The 24110-nt window shown below is 41.4% G+C and carries 22 protein-coding genes and 2 tRNA genes; 8 read left to right on the top strand and 16 right to left on the bottom strand.

The genetic code is table 11. The features are described 5' to 3' along the window. Positions 1-87 precede the first annotated feature (87 nt). Complete coding sequence (locus D1164_RS24100; protein ID WP_194074851.1) at positions 88-1695, bottom strand: hypothetical protein; 1608 nt, start codon at positions 1693-1695, stop codon at positions 88-90. Between the two features lie 100 nt (positions 1696-1795). On the opposite strand from D1164_RS24100, the gene D1164_RS05820 reads away from it, so the two are divergent. Continuing rightward, complete coding sequence (locus tag D1164_RS05820) at positions 1796-2446, top strand: HAD hydrolase-like protein (protein WP_172594354.1); 651 nt, start codon at positions 1796-1798, stop codon at positions 2444-2446. A 39-nt stretch (positions 2447-2485) separates the two neighbouring features. Here D1164_RS05820 and D1164_RS05815 read toward each other — a convergent pair whose 3' ends face one another. The 12 genes from D1164_RS05815 to D1164_RS05755 all read right to left on the bottom strand — a co-directional run bounded on the left by D1164_RS05815 (position 2486) and on the right by D1164_RS05755 (position 13433). After that, positions 2486-3382 (bottom strand): class I SAM-dependent methyltransferase, encoded by an 897-nt coding sequence (locus D1164_RS05815; protein ID WP_119349003.1) that lies wholly within the window; start codon positions 3380-3382, stop codon positions 2486-2488. A gap of 6 nt (positions 3383-3388) precedes the next feature. Then, positions 3389-4084 (bottom strand): SIMPL domain-containing protein, encoded by a 696-nt coding sequence (locus D1164_RS05810; protein ID WP_119349002.1) that lies wholly within the window; start codon positions 4082-4084, stop codon positions 3389-3391. Between the two features lie 90 nt (positions 4085-4174). Further along, on the bottom strand, positions 4175-5224 hold the full coding sequence (gene queA, locus D1164_RS05805; RefSeq protein ID WP_119349001.1) for a tRNA preQ1(34) S-adenosylmethionine ribosyltransferase-isomerase QueA: 1050 nt from the start codon (positions 5222-5224) through the stop codon (positions 4175-4177). A 99-nt stretch (positions 5225-5323) separates the two neighbouring features. Next, entirely contained in the window at positions 5324-6037 is a 714-nt protein-coding gene (gene truB / locus D1164_RS05800) for a tRNA pseudouridine(55) synthase TruB (protein WP_119349000.1), read from the bottom strand. A 41-nt stretch (positions 6038-6078) separates the two neighbouring features. Beyond that, complete coding sequence (locus D1164_RS05795) at positions 6079-6861, bottom strand: undecaprenyl-diphosphate phosphatase (RefSeq protein ID WP_119348999.1); 783 nt, start codon at positions 6859-6861, stop codon at positions 6079-6081. A 12-nt stretch (positions 6862-6873) separates the two neighbouring features. Next, positions 6874-7143: a DUF3098 domain-containing protein gene (locus tag D1164_RS05790; RefSeq protein WP_119348998.1), complete on the bottom strand. Its 270-nt coding sequence runs from the start codon at positions 7141-7143 to the stop codon at positions 6874-6876. Positions 7144-7158: 15 nt separating this feature from the next. Then, positions 7159-8037 carry a cell division protein FtsX gene (locus D1164_RS05785; protein WP_119348997.1) on the bottom strand — a complete coding sequence of 293 codons (879 nt, stop codon included), beginning with the start codon at positions 8035-8037 and terminating at the stop codon, positions 7159-7161. A 249-nt stretch (positions 8038-8286) separates the two neighbouring features. Next, positions 8287-10164 (bottom strand): PAS domain-containing hybrid sensor histidine kinase/response regulator, encoded by a 1878-nt coding sequence (locus D1164_RS05775; protein WP_172594353.1) that lies wholly within the window; start codon positions 10162-10164, stop codon positions 8287-8289. 154 nt (positions 10165-10318) lie between these two features. Then, complete coding sequence (locus tag D1164_RS05770) at positions 10319-11326, bottom strand: DUF4922 domain-containing protein (RefSeq protein ID WP_172594352.1); 1008 nt, start codon at positions 11324-11326, stop codon at positions 10319-10321. A gap of 147 nt (positions 11327-11473) precedes the next feature. After that, positions 11474-11546, bottom strand: a tRNA-Lys gene (locus D1164_RS05765). Between the two features lie 52 nt (positions 11547-11598). After that, on the bottom strand, positions 11599-13113 hold the full coding sequence (locus tag D1164_RS05760) for a glycoside hydrolase family 10 protein (RefSeq protein ID WP_172594351.1): 1515 nt from the start codon (positions 13111-13113) through the stop codon (positions 11599-11601). 17 nt (positions 13114-13130) lie between these two features. Next, positions 13131-13433: an ArsR/SmtB family transcription factor gene (locus tag D1164_RS05755; protein ID WP_119348992.1), complete on the bottom strand. Its 303-nt coding sequence runs from the start codon at positions 13431-13433 to the stop codon at positions 13131-13133. 183 nt (positions 13434-13616) lie between these two features. Between D1164_RS05755 and D1164_RS05750 the strand changes: the two genes are divergently transcribed. Then, a complete protein-coding gene (locus D1164_RS05750) occupies positions 13617-14591 on the top strand; it encodes a polyprenyl synthetase family protein (protein WP_119348991.1) in 975 nt (324 codons plus the stop codon). 40 nt (positions 14592-14631) lie between these two features. On the opposite strand, the gene D1164_RS05745 is transcribed toward D1164_RS05750, so the two are convergent. Both D1164_RS05745 and dtd read right to left on the bottom strand, forming a co-directional pair. After that, on the bottom strand, positions 14632-14976 hold the full coding sequence (locus tag D1164_RS05745) for a nucleotide pyrophosphohydrolase (RefSeq protein ID WP_241558259.1): 345 nt from the start codon (positions 14974-14976) through the stop codon (positions 14632-14634). A 22-nt stretch (positions 14977-14998) separates the two neighbouring features. Continuing rightward, positions 14999-15454, bottom strand: a complete 456-nt coding sequence (dtd, locus tag D1164_RS05740; RefSeq protein ID WP_119349058.1) for a D-aminoacyl-tRNA deacylase — start codon at positions 15452-15454, stop codon at positions 14999-15001. 132 nt (positions 15455-15586) lie between these two features. Here dtd and D1164_RS05735 point away from each other — a divergent pair, with 132 nt between their 5' ends. Together D1164_RS05735 and D1164_RS05730 are read left to right on the top strand one after the other, a co-directional pair. Further along, positions 15587-17968: a TonB-dependent receptor gene (locus tag D1164_RS05735; protein WP_119348990.1), complete on the top strand. Its 2382-nt coding sequence runs from the start codon at positions 15587-15589 to the stop codon at positions 17966-17968. 143 nt (positions 17969-18111) lie between these two features. After that, the gene (locus tag D1164_RS05730) at positions 18112-19071 is read left to right on the top strand and encodes a lipoate--protein ligase (protein ID WP_119348989.1); all 960 of its coding nucleotides are present in this window, start codon (positions 18112-18114) and stop codon (positions 19069-19071) included. A gap of 69 nt (positions 19072-19140) precedes the next feature. Here D1164_RS05730 and D1164_RS05725 read toward each other — a convergent pair whose 3' ends face one another. Beyond that, entirely contained in the window at positions 19141-20517 is a 1377-nt protein-coding gene (locus tag D1164_RS05725; protein WP_119348988.1) for a TrpB-like pyridoxal phosphate-dependent enzyme, read from the bottom strand. Positions 20518-20998: 481 nt separating this feature from the next. Between D1164_RS05725 and D1164_RS05720 the strand changes: the two genes are divergently transcribed. The 4 genes from D1164_RS05720 (at position 20999) to metF (ending at position 24106) form a co-directional block, all read left to right on the top strand. Then, positions 20999-21070, top strand: a tRNA-Arg gene (locus D1164_RS05720). Between the two features lie 287 nt (positions 21071-21357). After that, positions 21358-21633 carry a helix-turn-helix domain-containing protein gene (locus D1164_RS05715; protein WP_119348987.1) on the top strand — a complete coding sequence of 92 codons (276 nt, stop codon included), beginning with the start codon at positions 21358-21360 and terminating at the stop codon, positions 21631-21633. A 5-nt stretch (positions 21634-21638) separates the two neighbouring features. Beyond that, positions 21639-22874: a type II toxin-antitoxin system HipA family toxin gene (locus D1164_RS05710; RefSeq protein WP_119348986.1), complete on the top strand. Its 1236-nt coding sequence runs from the start codon at positions 21639-21641 to the stop codon at positions 22872-22874. Positions 22875-23152: 278 nt separating this feature from the next. Continuing rightward, a complete protein-coding gene (metF, locus tag D1164_RS05705) occupies positions 23153-24106 on the top strand; it encodes a methylenetetrahydrofolate reductase [NAD(P)H] (RefSeq protein ID WP_119349057.1) in 954 nt (317 codons plus the stop codon). Positions 24107-24110 lie beyond the last annotated feature (4 nt).

Below are 24110 nucleotides of genomic sequence, written 5' to 3'. Positions count from 1 at the left end.
AGCTTTTGAAAATTTCTTTTGGGCAACAAAGATAGTGGATTTTTTTTGTGGTTATCGGTACAGAAGTTATTGATTCAACGAATTGATTTAATAGCTGTTTATATCCGGCAATGCGTTTTTTTCGGCCGTTGGTTCTTCTTGTGGTTGAATAATATAAAACTCATCTGTTGTTCCCCTGAATACTTCTCCATCCCAACCATCGGGAGCCCATCCCATTGGAGCGTACCCACTACTTCCGTTGTATCCGGAAGGTCCGTTTGGTTCTCCATCTCCCCCCGGACCGCCGCTTCCGCCAGAACCTCCGTTCCCGTTAAGTCCCCCGGTTCCGCCTGTTGTTCGGGCCGTAAAAATATTTTCATGTATCCTGCTGTCCTCTGTAAAATACAGAAAAATATTACCGCCATTACCTCCCTGCCCGGCAAAACCTCCGTTTCCACCGTTTCCGCCATCACCACCTCGTTCCCCCGGCTCCTGATGTTTTATTGAAATAACCTCTCTCTCAATAACATCAACATAATAGGTTTCTTCCTCCCAAACAGTCTCCACTACTTCCTTTTCCTTTCCTTCTGCATCAACCACCTTTTTTGTAATTTTCTTTTCCACCCTCCGGGTACGAGGCTTTTTAACCACTTTCTCTATCACCTTCTGTTCATACCAGATTCTTCCATCATAACCTTTTCCGCCATTCCCGCCGAAGCCTCCATCTCCGCCATTTCCCCCGTTTCCACCAACCGAAGAGATGTAAAAAGAGCCACCAGCCGGATTGACAAGATATCTGGACTCTTTACCGGTGAATAAATTTTCAGCAAAAACATATAACAAATTGCAGTTTAGTAACGAATCAAAATAGAGGTCAATCCAAACGCCTACATCAGGTGCATCTCCACCGGGTCCTCCGTTTTGTCCTGGCTGCCCGTCTCCCCCACGACAACCGGTGCTTCCGGAAATTCCGTTACTTCCGGAGAAACCAAAAAAACCACCAGTCCCCGAAAAATTTAAACGATAAGCATGTTTGTAATCCATTTTTACATTAAATGTATCTGCAACGGCATAATTCCTTAAGGATTGAACCACCAGGCTTGCCGTGTGATTTTCGATATTCAGAAAATCCGGATCGATGTAAAAACGACCTTTATCGAAATTCCCCCCAAAAGCAGTAACCCTGTACTTTTCCACTTCTGCATTCCTATGTAACTTTTTCAAAACCCTAATTTGACCGTTATCAAATTTTGAAACAATTTCTCCTTTTACCACACTACCGGGAGCTTTATCAAAATGATTTAAAGGACGAAAAAGTACCTCAGTTTCGTAATTGAGCGGAATCAAAACCCGGGTCATAAGCTTCGGGCGCTTTTTAGGAAACACCTTTATTTCTATAAATTTTCCTTTAGACGGCATCAGTTGTTCGTTTACAAAAACTTTCCCTGATGCAAAAGTTCCCCCGACAACTTCCACTTTATAGCGCCACCAAAGCACAAAACCACCTTTCAGTCCCAGTGTTTTTCTCACCTTCCCTCTTTTATGGTAAGAAATGACTCCCATGTGGAATGACTCGCCGGGAAGAATTAGCTGTTCAGGGTCAATTTCAATTCGGATGGAATCGGGCTTAAAAGAAAAGAAAATTCCAAAAGCCCTATTTGCAAAACCGGTTATAAGCAGAAAGGTAAAAAATGATATTGCAAATTTAGTTTTCATCCTGTTTTGTTTACATAGCTTATGGTTGAAATACCAAAAACCATTCCGGTGTTTCCCGATTTTCCATTTTTATGCTGTACCTTCGCATTTTTTAAAACATATGACACACTTTTCTCATATCATTTTTGATCTTGACGGAACGCTTACAGACAATACCCGTGGAATTGCAGCGTCCTTAAAATATGCGTTGGAAGAAATGCAAATCGACAACTACGATGGTAAGTTACCCGATGGTTTTATAGGGCCGCCTTTACAACAGGGATTTAAAACATTTTTCGGTCTGAACGAGCGAAATACTGAACTGGCTGTAGAGTACTTCCGGGAGTATTATTCCCAATTCGGATTATTGGAAAACGACCCGTACCCCGGAGTTTCTGAACTGATGGAAGAGCTGTACTTTACCGGGAAGCAACTTTTTATTGCCACGGCAAAGCTGGAAAAATTTGCGCTGCAGATTTGCGAACATTTCGGATTCGATAAATACGTAGTACAGCTAAAAGGTGCTGATTATGGAGGAGAATACGGCACCAAGAGTAACCTTATTTCCGGTCTGTTGAAATCCCGTCAACTTGAGGCGTCAAAGAATATCGTGATGATTGGCGACACCGTACACGACATCAAAGGAGGAAAAGAAAATGGTCTGTCTACCATAGCTGTCACCTACGGTTTCGGAAAGAAAGAAGACCTGCAAAAAGAAGCACCGGATTTTTGGGCAGAAAGCGTAGATGAGCTTTTCCAGATTCTGACCTGAGCCTGCTTTTAACCTTAAGGGAAGGCAGACTTCCCTTTTTCAGGCTACACCAAAAACATAAATAACTGAGCTGCATTTTTTGGGATTTACCAGGCTGTTCAGCCAGGAAATCTTTCCGTGAAACACTCCTTTTATAAAGGCCAGCTTCGATTTTTTATATTTTTCACTAAGCATGGAAACATAAAACGAGTCAAATGGCATAGTGCGAATCTGCTCAAGCCTAAAACCATATTTTTTACCCAGGCGTTCCATTTGTTCCGGTCCAAAGTGCCAAAGGTGACGGGGTACGTCCCAGGCAGCCCAGTATTCTTTGTAGTGCCCGGCATCGTATGAAGTGTGATTGGGTACAGCAATAATCAGTTTTCCATTCGGTTTCAAAAGGCGGGCAAAAGCTTCCATGTTTTCCTTCAGCCTGTGAATGTGTTCCAGTACGTGCCACAAACTAATAACATCGAAACTTTTTTCATCAAACTGAAAAAGATCTTCAGGAGGGCTTACCTGCAACCCGAATTCATTTTGTGCAAATTCCCGCGCTTCCGGATTTTTTTCAGTCCCGGTAACCTTCCATCCGCAACGGTTCATTTCATTTAAAAAGAAGGCAGTTCCTGTTCCAACATCCAACAGACGGCCTTCTGGTATACCACTTGCATTTTTAACAAGCCGCCTTTTGCTTCCCAGCATATAATTTCGAACCCGATGGTAAACATTATTTACCAATCCTTTAGATGTATTGGAATGTGAGATATACTCTTCAGATTGATAATATTTCCCTATGTTTTCTTCATCTTCAGCATTAGCAGTTATTTTAAGCCCACAATCACTGCATTCCTTTATTTCAAAATGCTCTCCGGAAACGAAAAAATCAGTACATGCCAGAAAGGTGGTAAAACTTTCACCACCGCAAACAGGACAATCCCGGACATCGATTTTTGCCATCTGCACCTATTTAATCCGGAATTTGACCATCACCTGGTACGACACAGTTATATCCTGAACCTGATTGATACTCTCTGTGGAAGCTTCCATCGCCATCATGCGCCCTTTCGCCATATAAGGCTGAATATAACCGTCATTTATTTCTGAAATGGAAAGTACCTCGCCCAACTCTTCCCCTAAACTTTCTACCATAAGAGAAGCTTTCTCCCTGGCATCTTTCAGGGCATTGGCCCTTACCTGTGTTTTAAAGGTTTCAATATCAGAATGGCTCATTTGCCCGACATTCATATACTTTATCCCCCTGGAATCGAGCAGGCCGGAAAGCTTATTTACCTTCGGGAAATCCGTAATTTTAACTTCAAACTGTTTGCTGAATAAAAATTCTTTCCCACGCTGGCGCCAATAATTCCCCATGCCTCTTACCTTCACATTTTCCTTCTTAATTCCAGCTTCACGCAGGCTTTTTATAAGGGAGTCCTCGATTCTGGCCAGCGGAACCTTCGTTTTATAATCTTCAGGTTCCTTCTTCTTTTCAAACTCTTCTTCCCAGTATTCTTCAATACCGATATGAAGCACCATCTCATCGGGTTCCACTTCCATTTCAGCGTTGCCCTTCAATTCTATGTACCGAATCCCTTCCTTATCCTGAGCGTGAAGAGATAGGGTAAAAACCGATATTACTAAAAGGAGTAAATACTTCATTGTATATAAATTTTAATGTGAAAGAAAAGTGTTATCAAAAACCGATCCGGCAAATGTCACAACACAAAATTTAATCTTCGGTAAAGAAGACTAAATTATCAACATTGCATCGCCATAAGTCCCGAAACGGTAATCTTCTTTCAAGGCCACATTATATGCTTCCATTACAAAGTCGTACCCACCAAAAGCGGCTACCATCATAAGTAGCGTAGAATATGGAAGATGGAAATTGGTAATCATACGGTTGGCCACACTAAAATCATAAGGAGGGAAAATAAACTTATTCGTCCAGCCTTCAAAAGGTTTTACAAAGCCCTGTGTGGAAACAGAACTTTCGAGTGTGCGCATAACGGTGGTACCCACAGCACAGACATTTTTACGCTTCGTTTTGGCATCGTTTATTTTTTCGCAGGACTCTTCCCTTATCCAGATTTGCTCCGAATCCATTTTATGTTTTGTAAGATCCTCCACATCCACGCTACGGAAATTTCCCAATCCTACATGTAATGTAACAAAAGAAAACTCGGCACCTTTTATTTCAAGCCGTTTTAACAATTCACGGCTAAAATGCAGTCCTGCTGTAGGAGCTGCCACCGCACCCTCGTGTTTGGCAAAAATGGTTTGGTAGCGCTCTTTGTCTTCCGGCACCACCGCACGTTTAATAAACTTGGGCAGTGGAGTTTCACCCAAACTGTAAAGAGTGCTTTTAAATTCGTCGTAAGGCCCGTCAAACAAAAAGCGCAGGGTACGTCCACGAGAGGTGGTGTTGTCAATTACCTCAGCTACCAACATATCATCATCGCCAAAATAAAGCTTGTTACCAATACGGATTTTCCGTGCCGGGTCTACCAAAACATCCCAAAGCCGCATCTCACGGTTCAGCTCACGCAGCAAAAACACTTCGATTTCGGCACCGGTCTTTTCCTTGTTGCCATATAACCTGGCAGGAAACACCTTCGTATCATTGAATACAAAAACATCCCCATCATCAAAATAGTCAACAATATCCTTAAACGCTTTATGTTCTATTTTTCGCGATGCTCTGTCCAATACCATCAACTTCGATTCATCCCTGTTGTATGCCGGGTGCAACGCAATCTTTTTCTCATCTAAATCGTACTTGAATTTCGATAATTTCATGGGCAGCTACTTTTATTTTTTGATTAACAACTTCATTATTTTTTTCTAACCTTTTTTGTAGAAATCCTAATTTTTGAGTCCCGTTTTACGTAAGATTAGTCAGTTTGTTACAAAAGAGTCAAGATTTTTCAAGAAAAAATCAATGGAAAGGGCCTCTTCCACATTGAACTCCCCGATACGCGTACGGCGCAATCCGGTAAGGTACGCCCCGCATCCCAGTTCTTCCCCGATGTCGCGGGCCAAAGCACGAATGTATGTTCCCTTACTGCAAACCACCCGAATGGTTACATAAGGCAATTCAAACGATTCGACATCAATCTTTTGTATAACAATTTTTTTAGGTTGAAGTTTCAGTTCTTCTCCGTTCCTTGCATAATCGAATGCACGTTTCCCCTTCACCTTTACCGCTGAAAACAATGGAGGAACCTGTTCTATGTTTCCAACGAACTTTTGCAACACAGACATAAAAGATTCTCTGGTTACAGAACTCGCATCTGTCTGATTGTCCTCTTCTGTTTCCCTGTCAAAAGAAGGTGTGGTTGCTCCCAGTTTCAGAGTAGCCACATATTCTTTTTCCTTTTCCTGAAATGATTCAATGAGTTTTGTAGCCCGGCCTGTACAGATAATCATCAGCCCGGTAGCAAGCGGGTCAAGCGTGCCGGCATGCCCTACTTTCATTTTTTTTATCCCCATCTCCCGGCAAAGAGTATTTCTCACCCGTTGAACAAGATCAAACGAAGTCCAATCAAGGTTTTTGTCGAACAGCAAAACCTCTCCTCCTAAAAAATCATACGTTTTTCCCAGGCCAGACATTCTCAAACAATTAATTTTCAGACTTTTAACGGATTCACCAATCAGGCTGCAAAGATAGCAATTAACCCGATAACAGAACAGTAAATGGCAAAATAAATGAGTTTTCCCCTTTTTACTACTTTTATCATTAACGAACAGGCCAGTAATCCGGAGATAAAAGCCGCTAAAAAGCCTATAATGAGCGGACCTGTTCCAATGGCCGTCTGATCAGAAAAGTCACCGCTCAAAATATCGAGAAATGCCGCACCCAAAATAGGCACTAAAACCATCAGAAAGGAGAAGCGGGCCACTTCGTCTTTTTTGGTTTTCAAGAGTAGCCCGGCAGCAATGGTAGATCCGCTACGCGAAATCCCGGGCATTACGGCAAGGGCCTGGGCAATGCCAATAATAAACGATTTACCCCACGTGATTGAGCCATCTCCTTTTTTCGCAAAATGGGCAAAAGTGAGCAGTCCGGCTGTTATCAGCAACATGCCACCCACCAAAACAAGGTTTCCGGTAAAAAACTGTTCGATCTCTTCCGCAAAAAAAAGGCCCAGAAAAAGAACCGGCACAGAAGAAAAAAGTAATTTGAAAACATACTGGGTCGATTCGTTCCACCGGAATGCAAACAGATCGATCAATAATTTGCTAATATCTTTCCGGAAAACAACAAGAGTACTTAAAACCGTAGCTACATGAACTGTAACTGCAAAAAGAAGGTTGTTGCCTGTATGGACACCCAAAATAGCATGTCCGATCTCAAGATGTCCGCTGGAACTAACGGGTAAAAATTCGGTAAGGCCCTGTAGCAACCCAAGAATAAGCGCCTGTATTTCGTTCATTTCTGAAAGGAGTTAATTCTTTTCCCTGGGCTTTTTGAGAATAGCGTAGATTTCAAAAAGGAAACCAAAAAGTAATAACAGGGGGGCCAATGTTATACGCCTAAAACTAAAAATCTCATAATTGAATACGTTGGGGTCGTCGCTACCGCCCCCAATCATCAGAATAAATCCAATAACAATTACAACAAAACCGATAGCCATGAGCCGGTAATTTTCTTTGCCCAGTGCAAAACCGGTTTCTTCAGCCGTTTTGTTTTTTATTGTTCCTTTTTTCTTCTTCATAATGGCCAAAGATAGTTAATAAAATAATTCATCAAATTTCATTTTCAGGAATTTGTTTACAGCGAACCAGGTTGATATGTAGGAGATAGCCACTCCCAGCAAAATGACCAGCAAAAATACCGGCCCCAGAATCTTGAGGTCTGCAACATCAACAATGCCTCCCAGTTCATTCCTGAAAACAAAAACTGTGGATATAAGAAGGGTGTTGGCGGCCAGTGCCCCGTAAATTCCCAGCAACAATCCACGGCGCAAAAAGGGTTTACGTACAAATGAACGTGCAGCCCCTACCAGTTGCATTGTATTGATTGTAAAGCGCTCTGAATAAATAGAGATGCGAATAGTATTATTAATGAGTGACATAAAAATAAACCCGGTCAGCCCACTCGCAATAAGCAGAAAGATGCTGATTTTACTAACATTCTCGTTGATTACAGCCAACAGGTCTTTTTGATAGTAAACCTCTTTCACCTGTGGAAATTCCAAAAATTCTTTTTCAATCAAAAGCAGGCTGTCGGCGCTGGTATAAGGAGCAAAAAGCTTAACATCGAAAGAAGCAAAAAGTGGATTATAACCAAGGAATCCGGAAAAATCTTCTCCCAGCTCATCGGTGAGTTCGCGGGCTGCCGTTTCTTTATCAATGTAGCGTGTAGACTTCACATAATCAGTAGCTGCGAGTACCTTCTCCAACCGAATGACATCCACTTCTCTGACATCTTCATGGAGCACCAGCGTAAAACCGATCTGTTCCCTCACATAATCAGACAACCTTCCGGCATTAACCAGGATCAACAACAACGCCCCCAACATAACCAGCACCAGCGAAATACTCACCGTGGAGGTTATCCATGAACGGAATACTCTCTTTTTCAGTTTCCTGGGTTTTGGCGTTTTCATATTTTTACTTTGAACAAAATGGTTCCGGCAAATTTATAAAAATAACGGGGTGCGGAAATTTTAAGTATCAATTATTTAATAAAAGCATGCTGCTGGCCGACCCAGTTGTTTTATTTCCTGGATCACAATCGTCAGGCCAGAGTCCGGACCCTTCGGTTCATACATTTGGGTTAATAAAAACAGCGAGTTTTTCTTTTCAAATCACCACTATTTTTGGTGTACCGGCAACTGGCTCTACTTTTTCCAGTCTTAATTTACCTTTCTTGTAAATTGATTGATTTTGCCTCTCAAAGCTTTCAGGGAAACGGGTTTGGCAAGGTAATCGTCGCAGCCGGCCTGAAACGCTTTCTCCCTGTCACTTCGCATGGTATAAGCAGTTTGAATGATGACAGGAAGATTGGGAAATTCCGATTTTATGATTCGGGTTGCCTCCAATCCGTTCATTCCCGGAAGCCTGACATCCATTAAAATCAGATCTGCCGGATTCTCCCGGAGGTATTCAAGACCGCGGATAGGGTGTTCAAAGTTGATAATCTCGTGCCCCATCAGATTTACAACACTTTTCAAGTATTCAATACTTCCGGGATCGTCTTCAAAAGAAACAATCTTTTTGCGAACTGGGTTTTCTTCCTTTTTGTTCTCTAACTGGGTTGCCCGGTCATTTTCGCTCAGAATCTCCTCTTCATTTCGGGGAATGGAAACATAAAACACCGATCCCTTCCCTGCTTCTGATTCCACCCACACTTTACCGCCAAGCCGTTTTATAATACCCGACACAATAGGCAATCCTAAACCGGTCCCTTCATATTGCCGAGAAAACCCTTCCTGAGCCTGACGGAAAGCTTCAAAAACCATATTGATTTTTTCATCTTCAATCCCAATACCTGAATCTTCCACAAACAATACCATTTCATTCTCTGAGAAACTGAAACAACCGAACCGGATAAATCCCTCTCCGGTAAACTTAAAAGCATTATCTAACAGGTTTTTCAACACCTGAATTAATCTCTTCTTATCTGTATGCAGAACACGGAAGCTACTATTGCCGCATAAACTTACTTTAAATTCAATTTTTTGAAGTTTTACCGTTTCCTGAGCTCGGTAAAAAACGAACAACTCTTCCAGTAATTCATCGATATCGAATGTATTAAAATCCACTTTCAACTGATTTGATTGAATAAGCGAGATATCAACAATATCATCAATTACATTCGTAAGGCGCTGACCACAGCTTTGAATAATTTTCCCAAAATAAGCTAATTGTTCCGGATCCGCATCTCCGGAGCAAATGATATTGGAAAAACCTAAAATCCCATTGAGTGGGGTTCGGATTTCATGACTCGTATTAGCCAGAAAAAGTGATTTAAGGCGATCACTCTCTTCTGCTTTTTGCTTGGCGCTTTTCAGTTCCTCTTCAATTCTTTTTGTAACGGTAATATCCTGAATAGTACCCCGAAGAAAATAACCCGACTGGCCTCGTTTTTTATCAGGTTTGCAAATGATTTCAATCCACTTTTCCGTTTTATCACTAAGTTTGATTATAAACTGATGCTCAAAGGCTTTCCCTTTATGTAAAGCCCTGTTAACAAAATTTTCAAACACAGCAAAATGCTCTTCGGCAATCAGTTTTTTGAAATACTGAATATCAGGATGAACAGGAATCTCATTATCATTTAATATGAAGGGTATCTGCTTTGACCAGCGCAGGGTATTGTTTTCCGGATCATATTTCCAATTGCCTATGCGGGCAATTTCCTGTGTCAGACAAAAATCTTCCTGACTTTCATGCCACATTTTTTCAGTGGTTAATTTATCAGTAATGTCAATAAACATGGCAACGGCCAAATCTTCCGTTACCTGTTTAACATTCACCTTAAGAAAAACTCTCCGCCTGCCCTCTTCGTTCTCAATAACAAGTTCATCATCACAACCCGTTTCAACCAACTGCTCACACAAACAATGACCGTTTTCAACCCCGCAAGGTCCCTTTTTATTAAACAGTTGCTTAAAACAAGGTTCTTCTCCTGTTTTAACATTCACGTCATTGGTACGAACAATCTTCTTTTGTTTTAAATCAATGACATAAAAGTTTACAGGGAACGCGTCCAAAAGATCATCCGCTCTCATCTGTTTCTTTTGCTTTTCAGGTTTGTAAATCTTCATGTTGCCCCCAAAAGCCGAAGGCCTTGGCACAAATATAATTTTTCTCCTGAAAAAACCAACATTTACAAAACATTTATTAAATGCCGAACCTCCCAAAAATGAGGAATTCCCTTGAATCCTATTTACCGATAGAGTCCATAGAAATATCTAACCATTGTTCAAATAAACTCGAAGACAGAGTAACTTCTTCATAGATTTCTGAAATGATTTGGCAATCGACTGACAAAAAATCCTTATATCTCGGAAGGACTAAGACTCCGCCCAACTCGACTGTCGCAGGACCAACAATAACCTGTTTATCACCCGTTTGATAAAAATGTGACGAACGTGTCCTTTCGCGAGGAAAAACAATAACGCGCCACCTCCCTCTCTCATAATTACACAAAATGTTTAACATCGGTTCATTGCCCCTGCGGGCAGGCAGGATTGAATAAAAACACTGAAAAAAACGAACAATCTCACTTTCATCTGAAGAAGACAGGACAATAAACCGACGCAGATAATTTTCAGCCGCTATTATTGTTGTCTTTTCATTTTGAAAAAGAACATTTGCTTCATTCCTGTTTTCAAGAATTTTAACTTCGGTTTCAACAGGCAAAAAACCTTTGTTCCCAGCCTGAAAATGAAAATGATCCGGAGCCGAAGCGCCACTTTGCGGACCATTGTAAAGCAACGAAAAACCAGCTAATTCCCTGCTAAGGTCAAGCATGTCCGGGAAAAATATCCCGATTCGTTGCGGAGTATGCTTCAACATCGAAATAGTAAGATGAAACGGAAAAATGGGATACGGGTTGGTTAAAATCAGGTATTTATTCCGAAACATAATTCCCTTTTGCTCGGGAGGAAGGTTTTCCAGGCACAAAAAACAGGCCCTGCCGGCAATTGACTTTGCATCTGTTTTGGCTGCCGACGACCGGATTCGTTCCGGATTGTGCTGCACCTTAATCTCAAAATGGCCAAATTTGAATGTTTTGGTTTGGGCATTTAAAAGCATTGCATAATTCTTCTGTGCAACTTCCCAGGTTTTCTGCTGCTGCCTCACGAGCGCAACGGCCTGGTCATTCAGTCCGGAAACAGAACCAAAGTTTGAAAGCTCCCTTAACGTAATAATTCTTTCTTTCAACATAGCCTGAACTCCTCCTGCTAAACACTTCCAACAAATTGATAAGCCTAATTTTAATGAAGTAATCAGGTATGGCATAACCTTCCCTACCGATTACACCAGGCACTCTGATTTTTTTGATTGAATAACAATAATTCTTCTCGGGGTTTGTCGGCTTGCAGGGGCTCGAACCCTGGACCCGCTGATTAAGAGTCAGCTGCTCTGCCAACTGAGCTACAAGCCGTTTTCCTTTACAAAAGTAAGAATCATCAACGATTATTAAAAGAAAATAAAAACTAAAGTCGCAAAATCACCGGTTCACTCAACCAACTTTCGTTATTCAGGCGATCAAGTACCGAAACACGCACTTCATATTTTTGTCGTTTCTGATTTATCCGTTCAAACCGGAACTTGGTTTCATCTTTCCCCAAAATAACATGAATAAATTCCGTATCAACAGGATTCAACGGTTGGCCTTTCCGGTTCAGGTAAAGAATAAAATGTTTGGGTTTATCCAACTCTAAATCTGCTTCCTTTGTTTTCCATTTCACTGTTTTTCCTCTCTTCTTAATTTTATCTACCGGAAATGGAGGCTGGTGATCGAGCCAGGGCATGGGCGGAACCAACGCTTTGTTTTTATACAGACTCATTCTCAACGTGTCTTGAAAACCCATAAGATCACGGTTGAAATGTTTACTGCTGTAAAAAGCAGAGCCTGTAATCTCTGGAATTTCCCTCAGCAACCTGATTTGTTTCGGCAACTCACCGGGCCGCGCCCACTCTTTTATCTCTGAAACCGAATCACTTTTATACACCCCGTGGCCAACATACATGCCTCGTCCGTATGCATGCGATTTCCACCAGTGAGCAAGCTTTTCAAAATCGGCAGCAGGATGGCCAACCTGCCAGTAAAGCTGAGGCAGCGTGTAATCAATCCATCCTTCTTCCTGCCACCGAATAATATTGGCGTACAGATGATCATAATTGGTCGCGCCCGCCCGGGTGTCGGAGCCCCGAGGGTCGTCGGCCTTGTTGCGCCAAACGCCAAACGGACTAATGCCAAACTTTACCCATGGCTTGACTGACTTTATTGTATCGTTCAGCGTTTTTATAATGTTGTCCACATTTTCCCGGCGCCAATCGGCTTTATTCTCCCAAGAAAAACCCCGGTGATGTAAAGCAAATGAGGTAGTATCAGGAAAATCTTCTTTTAACGGATAAGGATAAAAGTAGTCGTCGAAGTGAATGGCATCCACGTCGTAGCGCGAAACAATATCTTTTACCACCCGAACCACAAACTCTCCCGTTTCCGGCAGGCCCGGATCGAAATAAAGACTGTTTCCGTATTTCAAAATCCATTCAGGATGTTCAAAAGCTACATGATTGCCTGCCAACGGTTGCCGATGGTTCAATGCTACCCGGAAAGGATTTAGCCACGCATGCAGTTCCATCCCTCGCCGGTGGCATTCTTCAATCCAAAACTGCAACGGATCGTAAAAAGGTTCAGGTGCTTTTCCGGAAATACCACTCAGATAACGTGACCATGGTTCAAGCGCCGACGGATAAAAAGCATCAGCAGCAGGACGAACCTGCAGAATGACAGCATTCATACCAAGCTGTTGCTGCCTATTCAAAATATCCAGAACCTCTTGTTTTTGCTGTTCTGTTGTCAGGCCGGTTTGAGAAGGCCAGTCAATATTGGCAACAGTAGCAACCCATACTGCACGAAATTCAAACTTTGGAGAATCTGATTGGGCATTAACTGGTAATAAAATATGTAAAATAAACAGGAAGGAAAGAATATACTTCATTTCGAAATGTAACCTAACTATTCGCATGTACAAGTTTCAAGGCAGTCCACAATCTGACTCAGAATATCATACTTTAAATAATAAAACGTATTCTTCCCTTCGCGCTTTGAGCAAAGCACACCCTTATCCCTGAGTATTCCCAAATGATGCGAAGTAGTCGATTGTTCAATTCCGAGTAATTCATGTATTTCTGTTACTGTCAACCGTTTGCCTCCTTCGAGGTGTTTTAAAATGGCAATACGCATCGGATGGGCAATCGCTTTCAGCATACTTGCCGCTGTATCTAACCGCGTGATATCCAACTCCTTGATTTCTACCATTTTTTATATTATTTGAATCATGCAAATATATAAATATTTAGGAATAAAACTATGCAGGTTATTCAATTTATAGCCTTTTTGAATAATTCGCTTTTTGACTGTACTTTTTTAATGTAAATTTACTTTTTTCAACCAAATTATTCTATGTTCGTTAATGAATAGATAAAATTAAGGGGTTGCCGAATGTCAAAAATAAAAACGATACGATTACCAATTGAACAGGAGCTGAAAGATTTTGAACCATATTTCAAAAAGTCACTCAAAAGCGATGTCCCTCTCTTGTCCACGATATTGAATTATATGTATCGTACCAAAGGGAAGCAACTACGTCCCATGTTTGTATTTTTGTCAGCCAAATTGCACGGTGAAACCAACGGTTCTTCACAACTGGCAGCCTGTTCGGTAGAATTGCTCCATTCCGCTACGCTTGTACACGACGATGTGGTGGACGAATCCTACGAACGACGCGGCACCTTTTCCATCAATGCCTTGTGGAAGAACAAGCTGGCAGTTCTTGTAGGTGACTACATTCTTGCCAAAGGATTATTGCTGCAACTGGAGGACAAAAAATACAACTTTCTCCATCTCATTTCGCGGGCGGTACAAGATATGAGCGAAGGCGAAATCTTACAGATAAAAAAAAGCCGCAAACTGGACATCGACGAAGAAACTTACTTTGAAATTATTCGCAAAAAAACGGCCTCGCTCATTGCCACCAGCATGGCTATTGGAGCGGCCTCGGTAACAGACGATCCTGACATTCCTGAAAAAATGTACCGCATCGGACAGGATGCAGGCATTGCCTTCCAGATTAAAGACGACATTTTTGACTACCAGGCCAAAGGACTTATTGGAAAACCAACCGGGAACGACATTAAGGAACAAAAAATTACGCTTCCCATGTTGCATGTCCTGAAAAAATCAGATGCTTCTGAACGAAACCGGATTTTAAGGCTTATTAAACGAAAAAATAAAAACAAAGCAGTGGTGGAGGAACTCATTCAACTGGTTGTAGAAAACGGAGGGATTGAATATGCCACGGAGAAGATGAACGAGTTTAAAGAAAAAGCAATCAACTCTTTAATGGAATTTCCCGACGGCGACGCGCGTACCTCGCTGGTAGAACTGGTGAATTACATTACAACGCGCAAAAAATGAAGAATACGTACCCTATCCGCTGCAAAAACGCTAAACGTTGTTAATCATGTAATTTTTTATTCTGAACATGTCTCGTTTTATCACGGGCACTCTTTTTCTCCAGATTTTTAACGAATGCTTCGTTTAAATCCACACCGGTTTGGTTGGCGAGACACACCAACACCCAAAGTACGTCGGCCATCTCATCTGCAAGATCATATTTTTCATCTGATTTTTTAAATGACTGATCCCCGTACTTTCGTGCCATGATGCGGGCCAGCTCGCCTACTTCTTCCGTCAGAACAGCCATGTTGGTCAGTTCACTGAAATAACGTACCCCCACTGTTTTTATCCACTGGTCAACCATTTCCTGGGCCTTATTCAGTGTAATCTCGTTTTTGCTCATAATCTGAAAATTGAAATGTGTATTAAAAATCTTTCATTTTCGAATCGATAATAATCGTTACCGGTCCGTCATTCACCAGCGAAACCTCCATCATAGCACCAAAAACTCCCGTTCCTACTTTTCTATTTAAAACCGCTTCGGTTCGGGCAATAAACTTTTCATACAGTGGTACGGCAAAGTCAGGTTTGGCAGCCCGGATGTAAGAAGGCCGGTTCCCCTTTTTGGTACTGGCATGCAATGTAAACTGGCTCACTACAATAATATCTCCACCTGCATCTTGTACCGATTTGTTCATGACCCCGTTCTCATCATTAAAAATTCGAAGTTGTACTATTTTTTTCACCAGCCAGTCGATATCTTCTTCCGTATCAGCGTCCTCTATTCCCAATAAAATCAGTAAGCCATTGCCCATGGAAGAAACGACTTCATCTTTTACATTCACTTTAGCTTCCGAAACCTTTTGAACAACTACCCTCATTGTATTTGTATTTTTTGCTAAAATAAAAATAATAGCGAGACAAAACATTTCTGCACATTTTTTGTTCATCTTTCTAAATAAAAGGTAAAACAAAAGTTAAAAAAATAGCTTATAACCAAGTACGAAAAAACAATGAAAACAATCTACATTATATTTTTTATCACTATTTTATCATTTGTTGCTTCAGCACAGCAGGCATCACTAAAAGGGCGGGTGCTGGATGCTGTAAATAATGAGCCACTCCCTTTTGTAAACGTACTTATTTCCGGAACTTCCATTGGCACCAGCACTGATATGGATGGCCATTTCATTTTAACCGGGCTGAAACCCGGCTTTGTCAGAGTGGAAGCTTCCTTTGTCGGATATAAAAGAGCTGTTTCTTCTGAAGTGGAAATAAGTGTAGTCCGAACCAATACCATTGAAATCCTGCTAGAAAAGCAAAACGAACAGATTGAGGAAATAACGGTTACCGCATCGCCTTTTCGAAAAACAGAAGAAAGCCCGGTTTCATTGCGGAGTATTGGTATTGGCGAGATAGAGAAAAGCCCCGGCGCCAACCGCGACATTTCAAAAGTAATTCAGTCCTTTCCCGGTGTTCAGTCAACGCCTGCCTACCGGAACGATGTAATCATCAGGGGAGGAGGGCCTTCAGAAAGCCGGTTTTACCTGGACGGCGTGGAGGTTCCCTTCATCAACCACTTTTCCACTCAGGGAGCATCCGGCGGTCCGGTTGGCATTATTAATGCTGATTTTTTGCGCGAAGTAAACTACTATTCCGGAGCATTCCCAGCCAACCGAGGAAATGCCCTCAGCGGGGTGCTTGAGTTTTTCCAGGTAGATGGGAACAAGGAAAAACTCAAGTTTCAGGGAACATTGGGAGCATCAGAAGTTGCAGCCACACTGGACGGCCCTCTCGGGGAGAAAACAACCTTTGTTTTTTCAGCCCGCCGATCATACCTTCAACTCCTTTTTAGTGTGCTCGAACTCCCTTTTCTACCCAACTTCACTGACATGCAGTTTAAAGTACGTTCCCGTCTCGACAAAAAAAACGAACTAACTTTCATCGGCCTGGGGGCAGTTGATGTATTTGATTTAAATCTGGAAATTGAAGATCCGGATGAGCAACAAAGTTTTATACTGAGTCAGATTCCGGTAAATGAGCAGTGGAATTACACACTGGGAGCCGTCTATAAACATTTCAGGGACAACAGTTTTCAAACAGTGGTATTAAGCCGAAGCCACCTGAACAACGGAGCCTACAAGTATTTTGAAAATGACGACAGTTCAGAAGAAAACAAGATACTGGATTATTCTTCCGAAGAAATTGAAAATAAACTACGCATAGAAAATATGTCCAGGATAGATGGTTACAAATTGAATGTCGGAGTAAATTTTGATGCAGTAACCTATAAAAATTCAACGCTTCAAAAACGATTTTATGAAGATGAAATCCTGAATGTGAATTATAACACATCGATGAACCTGGTAAAGTGGGGATTATTCGCGCAAGTCAGCAAAAAAATTTTTAACGAACGTTTAGCGCTTTCTTTGGGAGTGCGGGCAGATGCCAATAATTATTCGGAAAGTATGTCCAACTTGTTAAAGCAGGTTTCGCCAAGGTTTTCGGCATCGTACAATGTAACCAGCAAATGGAGCCTGAACTTTAACACCGGCAGGTACTACCAATTACCGCCGTACACTTCGCTGGGTTTTCAGCAAAACAGCGTGCTGGTGAACAAGGAAAACAACCTGAAATACATCTCGGCAGACCATATTATCGGAGGACTGGAATTCCGCCCGAAACAAACTGTTTTGTTTACGCTGGAAGGTTTCTGGAAAGGATATGATGATTACCCGCTTTCAGTGAAAGACGGGATTAGCCTGGCAAACAAAGGAGCCGATTATGGTGTGGTGGGCGACGAGGAAGTCGTTTCACAATCGGAAGGCCGGGCTTACGGAGCCGAGTTTCAGGCACGGGTGAATGCTACCGGCGGTTTTAACCTGAACCTCTCCTACACTTTGGTACGCAGTGAATTCTTCAACGGAACAGGTAAGTATATTCCTACCGGTTGGGATTCCAAACACCTGCTGAATGTGACATCAACAACTGAGTTAAAAAAAGGATGGCGCGTTGGGGCCCGGTGGCGCTTTGTGGGAGGACTGCCCTACACCCCGTATGATTTGGAGCGCAGCGCGCTCGTGGAGGCATGGAACCTTTCGGGAGGCCCGTATTACGATTTTGACAGATTAAATTCAAAACGTTTTTCACCTTTCCACCAACTGGATGTGCGGGTAGACAAATCATTCTACCTCGAAAAAATAACCGCAAAATTTTACCTCGACATTCAAAATCTATACAATTTTCAGGCGGAACAACAGGATATTATCGTAAGGGCTAAAGATGAAAACGGAAATTTTATTCTTACCGATAACGGGACGCGTTACCAGTTGAAAAGGGTGGTAAACACCTCTGGCACCGTTTTGCCCACCATCGGAATAATACTGGAGTTCTAATTCACCTTCAGAAAAACACCAATCAAAAGCCGGATAAACCCAGAGTCTCTGCAATGCGCGAGTTTGGAAGAACAAAAAAAATTCTGATTTTTACAACAAATGTAATTTACAATGTGTAAATCGTATCTTGTAAGAATAAAACCATGATTTGTATTCACCAAAAAAATAACGACCCTTATTTTTGTTTGGCTACCGAAGAGTATTTGCTGAAAAATTTTTCGGAAGATATTTTTATGATTTGGCAAAGCCACAACACGGTGGTAGTGGGCAAACACCAGAATGCTTTGGCTGAAATAAACTACCCTTTTGTACACAGGAAAAAAATACATGTGGCACGGCGTATTTCTGGCGGCGGCACAGTTTTTCACGACGAGGGGAATGTAAATTTTGCTTATATCAAAAACGTAAAAAGCACGACAGATATCAGTTTTAAACTCTTTACAACGCCCATTGTGGAAGCACTGGCAAAACTTGGCATTACAGCCTCTTCCTCCGGTCGTAACGACCTGCTGGTAGCAGGTAAAAAAATTTCGGGAAACGCAGAGCATGTTTTTAAAAACCGGGTACTACATCACGGAACGGTACTTTTTAATTCGAACCTGGAACAACTTGGGCAGGCCATTAAGGCAGTACCTGGAAAATATAACGGGAAGGCTGTACAATCGAACCGCAGCGAGGTTACCAATATCCTTCCCTTTATGAAAGGGAACTGGACAACAGATGATTTCAGTTCATTTCTGATAGACGTTCAACTAAAAAATCCGGACAATTCATTTTATGAACTGAACGAAAAAGATGTCCTGTCTATTCAAAAGCTGACAGCTGAAAAATTTAATACATGGGACTGGAACTTCGGATACTCACCCAAGTACTCTTTCAGTAACCACTTCTCAGATGCCGGGAAAAAGCTAAAAATTGAATTGCAGGTGGAAAAAGGAAAGATTAAAGAGGCACATATTGAGGGGGATTATTTTTCCGGGATGCAGGCGACAACACTAAACAAAACTCTTATTGGGGCAAGGCATTTCCACACAGGAATCCGGCAAAAACTGGCAGATATTTTTCCCGAAGTTTCTGACGAATTGGTTTTTGCCTTTTTCTAAAAAAAGTGCCGCTACTTTCTTGTAACGGCACGCATATTTTTTATATGTCTGCGAAAATTGAGTAGACTTCTACTTCGGCATTGGATAACCTTCCAGCTCTTTCAGGTTATTGGCAATTTCAGATTCCGGATATTCGTAATCACTCAGTTGGCCCGAGAGGTATTTATCGTATCCTACCAAATCCATCAGCCCGTGGCCGCTAAAGTTGAAAAGAATAACTTTCTCTTTTCCTTCTTCTTTCGCCTTTTTGGCTTCGCGAATAGCAGAGGCAATGGCGTGGGTGGTTTCCGGTGCAGGAATAATCCCTTCGGTTTTGGCAAAGAGTAATCCGGCTTCAAAACATTCGCTTTGATGAACAGCCTGCGCTTCCATCAACCCGTCTTTCAGAGCGGCACTCACCAGCGGAGCCATCCCGTGGTAACGCAATCCGCCGGCATGGATGGGCGCCGGGATAAATGAATGCCCCAAGCTGTACATTGGCAGAAGCGGGGTCATTTTAGCCACATCACCATGGTCGTAGATAAACGGCGCCTTCGTGAGGGTTGGACAACTAAATGGCTCAACACCAATCACCTGTATGTCAGCTCCATTAATTTTATCGTACATAAACGGAAATGCAATACCGGCAAAATTACTTCCACCACCGCAGCAGCCAATAACCACGTCTGGTTTTTCAATACCCACTTTAGCCAATTGCTTTTTTGCCTCCAGGCCAATAACCGTTTGGTGCAACATAACGTGGTTAAGTACCGACCCCAGCGAATAGCGGGTTTCCCCTTTGGGATCTGAAACAGCTGCTTCAATGGCCTCTGAAATAGCAATCCCCAGGCTTCCTGGTGTATCCGGATATTTTTCCAGGATATTGCGACCAGCCTGTGTTTCGGTACTCGGGCTTGCAATACAGGTTCCACCCCATGTTTGCATCATCATTTTACGGAAAGGCTTTTGGTCGAAACTTACGCGAACCATAAAAACCTTACATTCAATTCCACCCAACTGCGCACAGGCAAAAGAAAGGGCAGACCCCCATTGACCGGCACCGGTTTCAGTGGTTAATTTTTTAATGCCAAACTGTTTGTTGTACCAGGCTTGCGCAACAGCAGTATTTGGCTTATGGCTCCCAGCCGGCGAAACGCCTTCATTTTTATAGTATATTTTTGCCGGAGTTCCCAATGCTTCTTCCAATTCATAAGCACGAATTAACGGGCTTGGCCTCCACTGCACCAGAATTTCGCGGATGCCTTCAGGAATATCAATCCAACGTTCCTGGCTCACCTCCTGTTCAATCAGGTTCATTGGGAACACAGGTGCCAGCTTATCCGGCGATAATGGATTTCCGTCGGGACCCAGTGGCGGATTCATTGGAGTGGGAAGGTCGGGTGCCAGGTTGTACCATTGTTTAGGCATTTCTGACTCTTCAAGAAAAATTTTCTTTTGTCTGGTCATGATTTTATTTTTTTTAATGATTATATATTCAATAAAAAAGGGATTTGCTGCAATACAACAAATCCCTTTTCAGATTATCCGGGTTTATTAATATTTTGTTCTAGCGCTTCCATTTTCACGTTGCGCCAGTGCCATTCTTTACCGTATGATGCTGATTGATACATATTTTATTTTTCGGACGCTAAAATTACATATTTATTTTTTAAAATGGATTGGCGTTTACAAATAATCTGTCTCTAAAGATTACATCCGTGATGTTTTTCCTGCAAATTGCAACATTTTTAACCGATTTTCTTTTGTAACAATTGTTGAACTTGAACAAACCAGATTGCAAAACGTGTGGTTTACCAGGAGTGGCAATGTTGTTTTAAATTCGGTTTCTTCCATTCTTTCAATGAAAACAGCAAAATGCAGCAATATTATTTAAATGATTTGTAGGGGAAACTGTTTTTAGCTACTTTTGCACACCATAAAAATGGAAGGTCCCATAGTTCAACGGATAGAATAGCAGTTTCCTAAACTGTAGATCCAGGTTCGATTCCTGGTGGGACTACTTGGTCAATTTGGCTATACAGGGATACGATTTGTCTTCGTACTCCTGTTTTTTTTAAAGCTAGTAATAAATGACCTCCCTTTAAGATTTGTTACAGTATGCCTTCCTCTGCTTCTATAAAATGGACAAAGACATCATAATCTTTCCATAAAAAGGTTGACACAGTTCAGGTCGGATTCACAAAAGTGTCAGCTTTCCCCGCAACATATCCAATCTGCTTTAGCTAATATTTTAGCTATTCTGCTTTCTTTTCTTTATATTTAGCTAATATTTTAACTATATGCAAGATGTATTCTTTAGAATCAACTCCACTAGAGGTATGTAAAGCACTAGCTGAAAGACATAAATTGTTGCGCAAAAAACTTCGCCTTTCACAGAAAGAAATGGCTGAACGCTCAGGTATTTCGTTGGGTAGTCTGAAGCGTTTTGAAAATACTGGTAAAATATCACTGGAAGCTCTTCTTAAACTTGCTCATTTAATGGGAAGACTTAACGATTTTGAGTCAATCTTTCAATCCGGTGATGATTTAAATGAAGTTGAAAAGCTTTTCAGCAATAAATAAAAGCCATGAAAACGATAAACAAACTAGTGGTTTCACTTAATATTGAGGGTCAGAAGTATGAAGTTGGTGAACTGGTGCTCTCCGAACAAAAGATATACTTCCGGTACAACACGAATTTTATATCTTCAAACTTGAACCTCTCACCTATAAAACTGCCTTTTAATAATGAAATTAGTACGTGTCAAAAAGAACCTTTTGATGGACTGTTTGGAGTTTTCAATGATTCGCTGCCTGATGGCTGGGGTCGTTTATTACTTGACAGAACTTTGAGTTCTAAAGGAATAAATATTTCGAAAATTACTCCCCTTGACCGACTAGCCTTTGTTGGCTCAGGAGGAATGGGAGCACTTATATACCAGCCCGAGTTTGAAGGCGCCACGAAGCTCTCCTCCCAAATTGAATTGGATGTAGTTGCAAAGGAAATGAATCAAATTTTGCAGGGGAACAGTTCTGAAATTATTGAGGAGCTATTTGAACTTGGAGGTTCATCAGGTGGTGCCAGGCCTAAAATATTTGCTGCTTACAATCCAGGTAATGAAAAAATAATTCATGGAAAAGAAGAGCTCCCCAGCGGATTTGAGCATTGGATAATCAAATTTCCGTCATCATCTGACAACCCTGAAATTGCCAAAATTGAATACGCTTACCACAAAATGGCAACAAAAGCGGGAATCGAAATGAGTGTTTGTAAACTCTTTGAAGGAAAATCCGGCAAATTATATTTCGGTACCAAAAGATTTGACAGGATAGGCAATATGAGATTACACGTTCATTCTGCTTCCGGCCTGATGCATGACAATTTTAGAGCTAGTACAATGGATTATGGACATTTAATGGATTGTGCATTTCGCTTGGAAAGACACGTAAATGCTTATAAAAAGGTATTACGTTTAGCTGCATTTAATGTATTTAGTCATAATTGTGATGACCATAGCAAAAACTTTTCTTTTCTAATGAATTCAAGCGGAGAATGGCAACTTGCACCTGCTTATGACCTTACTTTTTCCTACTCTTCATTCGGATTTCACAGCACAATGGTTGCAGGAGAGAGTCAAACCCCAGGCAAGAAACATCTTCTAAAATTAGCCAACCACTTTGGATTAAAAGATGGTGAAATAATAATTGACGAAGTAAGAAGTGCGGTTGCAGAATGGAGTAGCATTGCAAAAAAATATGATATCAATTCAGAAACTATTAAAAATATACAGTTATCTCTAAACAACATTGAAAAGTCTAACTGATTATACGTTAAAACTTCAATGTCTTCTTTTGCTTCTTTTATAGTTGTCCCAACATTGCAAAATAATCCGAAAAGACTCAAGCAACCTCACTCTTGTTGCTCCTTCCCTTCAAATATACTAACACTAACTCCATTTTTATCTCTGAAGTCAATCTGTTTTTTCTTTCTTCAGTACATCAGCAATCTGCTGATATTTTTATTTATTTTCTTACAGAAACAATTTTTTTTTCGCATTGACAGATACCTTTTATTAATTTTGCACCGCCAAATATGAATGATATGAAAGTTATTGACATTATAAAAAATTCAGACAAAACTGTTTTTTCCTTCGAGTTACTTCCGCCACTAAAAGGCAACAATGCCGGTCGGATTTACAAAACAATTGAAAGCCTGGTAGATTACGACCCCAAGTACATTAACATTACAACCCATCGCGACGAGGTGGAATTCAGGGAACTAGCTGATGGCTCTATCAAAAAACGCACCATCAGGAAAAGACCAGGAACTGTGGCCATTGCGGCTTCCATACAACACAAGTACGGGATACCGGTAGTCCCGCACATTCTCTGTGGCGGCTTTAACAAAAGTGAAACCGAATATGTACTTATCGATTTAAATTTCCTCGGAATACAAAATGTGTTGGCTCTAAGGGGTGATGGACTGAAAGACCAGCACACTTTCAAACCTGAAGAGAATGGACATGCCCATGCCAACGAACTGGTAGAGCAGATTGTGAACCTTGGAAAAGGGCAATACATGGAACAGGACCTGAAAAATAATACACCGCTTGATTTTTGCATTGGAGTGGCCGGTTACCCGGAGAAGCATTTTGAAGCGCCCAATCTGGAACAGGATCTTTCCTACCTCAAACAAAAGGTAGATGCCGGTGCCGACTACATTGTCACACAAATGTTTTTTGACAACCAGGCTTATTTCGATTTTGTAAAAAAATGTCGTGAAATAGGTATTAATGTGCCCATTATCCCGGGAATTAAGCCTATTAACATGAAGAACCAATTGACTGTTTTACCAAAAATATTCAGCATCGACCTACCTCAGGATCTTTCAAAGGAACTGGCTAAATGTAAAAATAATGAAGAAGCCCGGGAGGTAGGTACCGAATGGGCCATTTACCAGTCGAAAGATCTGGTTGCCCACAATGCCCCGTCGCTTCATATTTATACTTATGGAATTTCAGACAATGTAAAAGAAATTGTAAAAGCTGTATTCTAAAACA

This window comes from Mariniphaga sediminis, from assembly GCF_003573545.1.
Lineage (GTDB): Bacteria > Bacteroidota > Bacteroidia > Bacteroidales > Prolixibacteraceae > Mariniphaga > Mariniphaga sediminis.
This window is presented reverse-complemented; position numbering and strand designations above follow the sequence as displayed.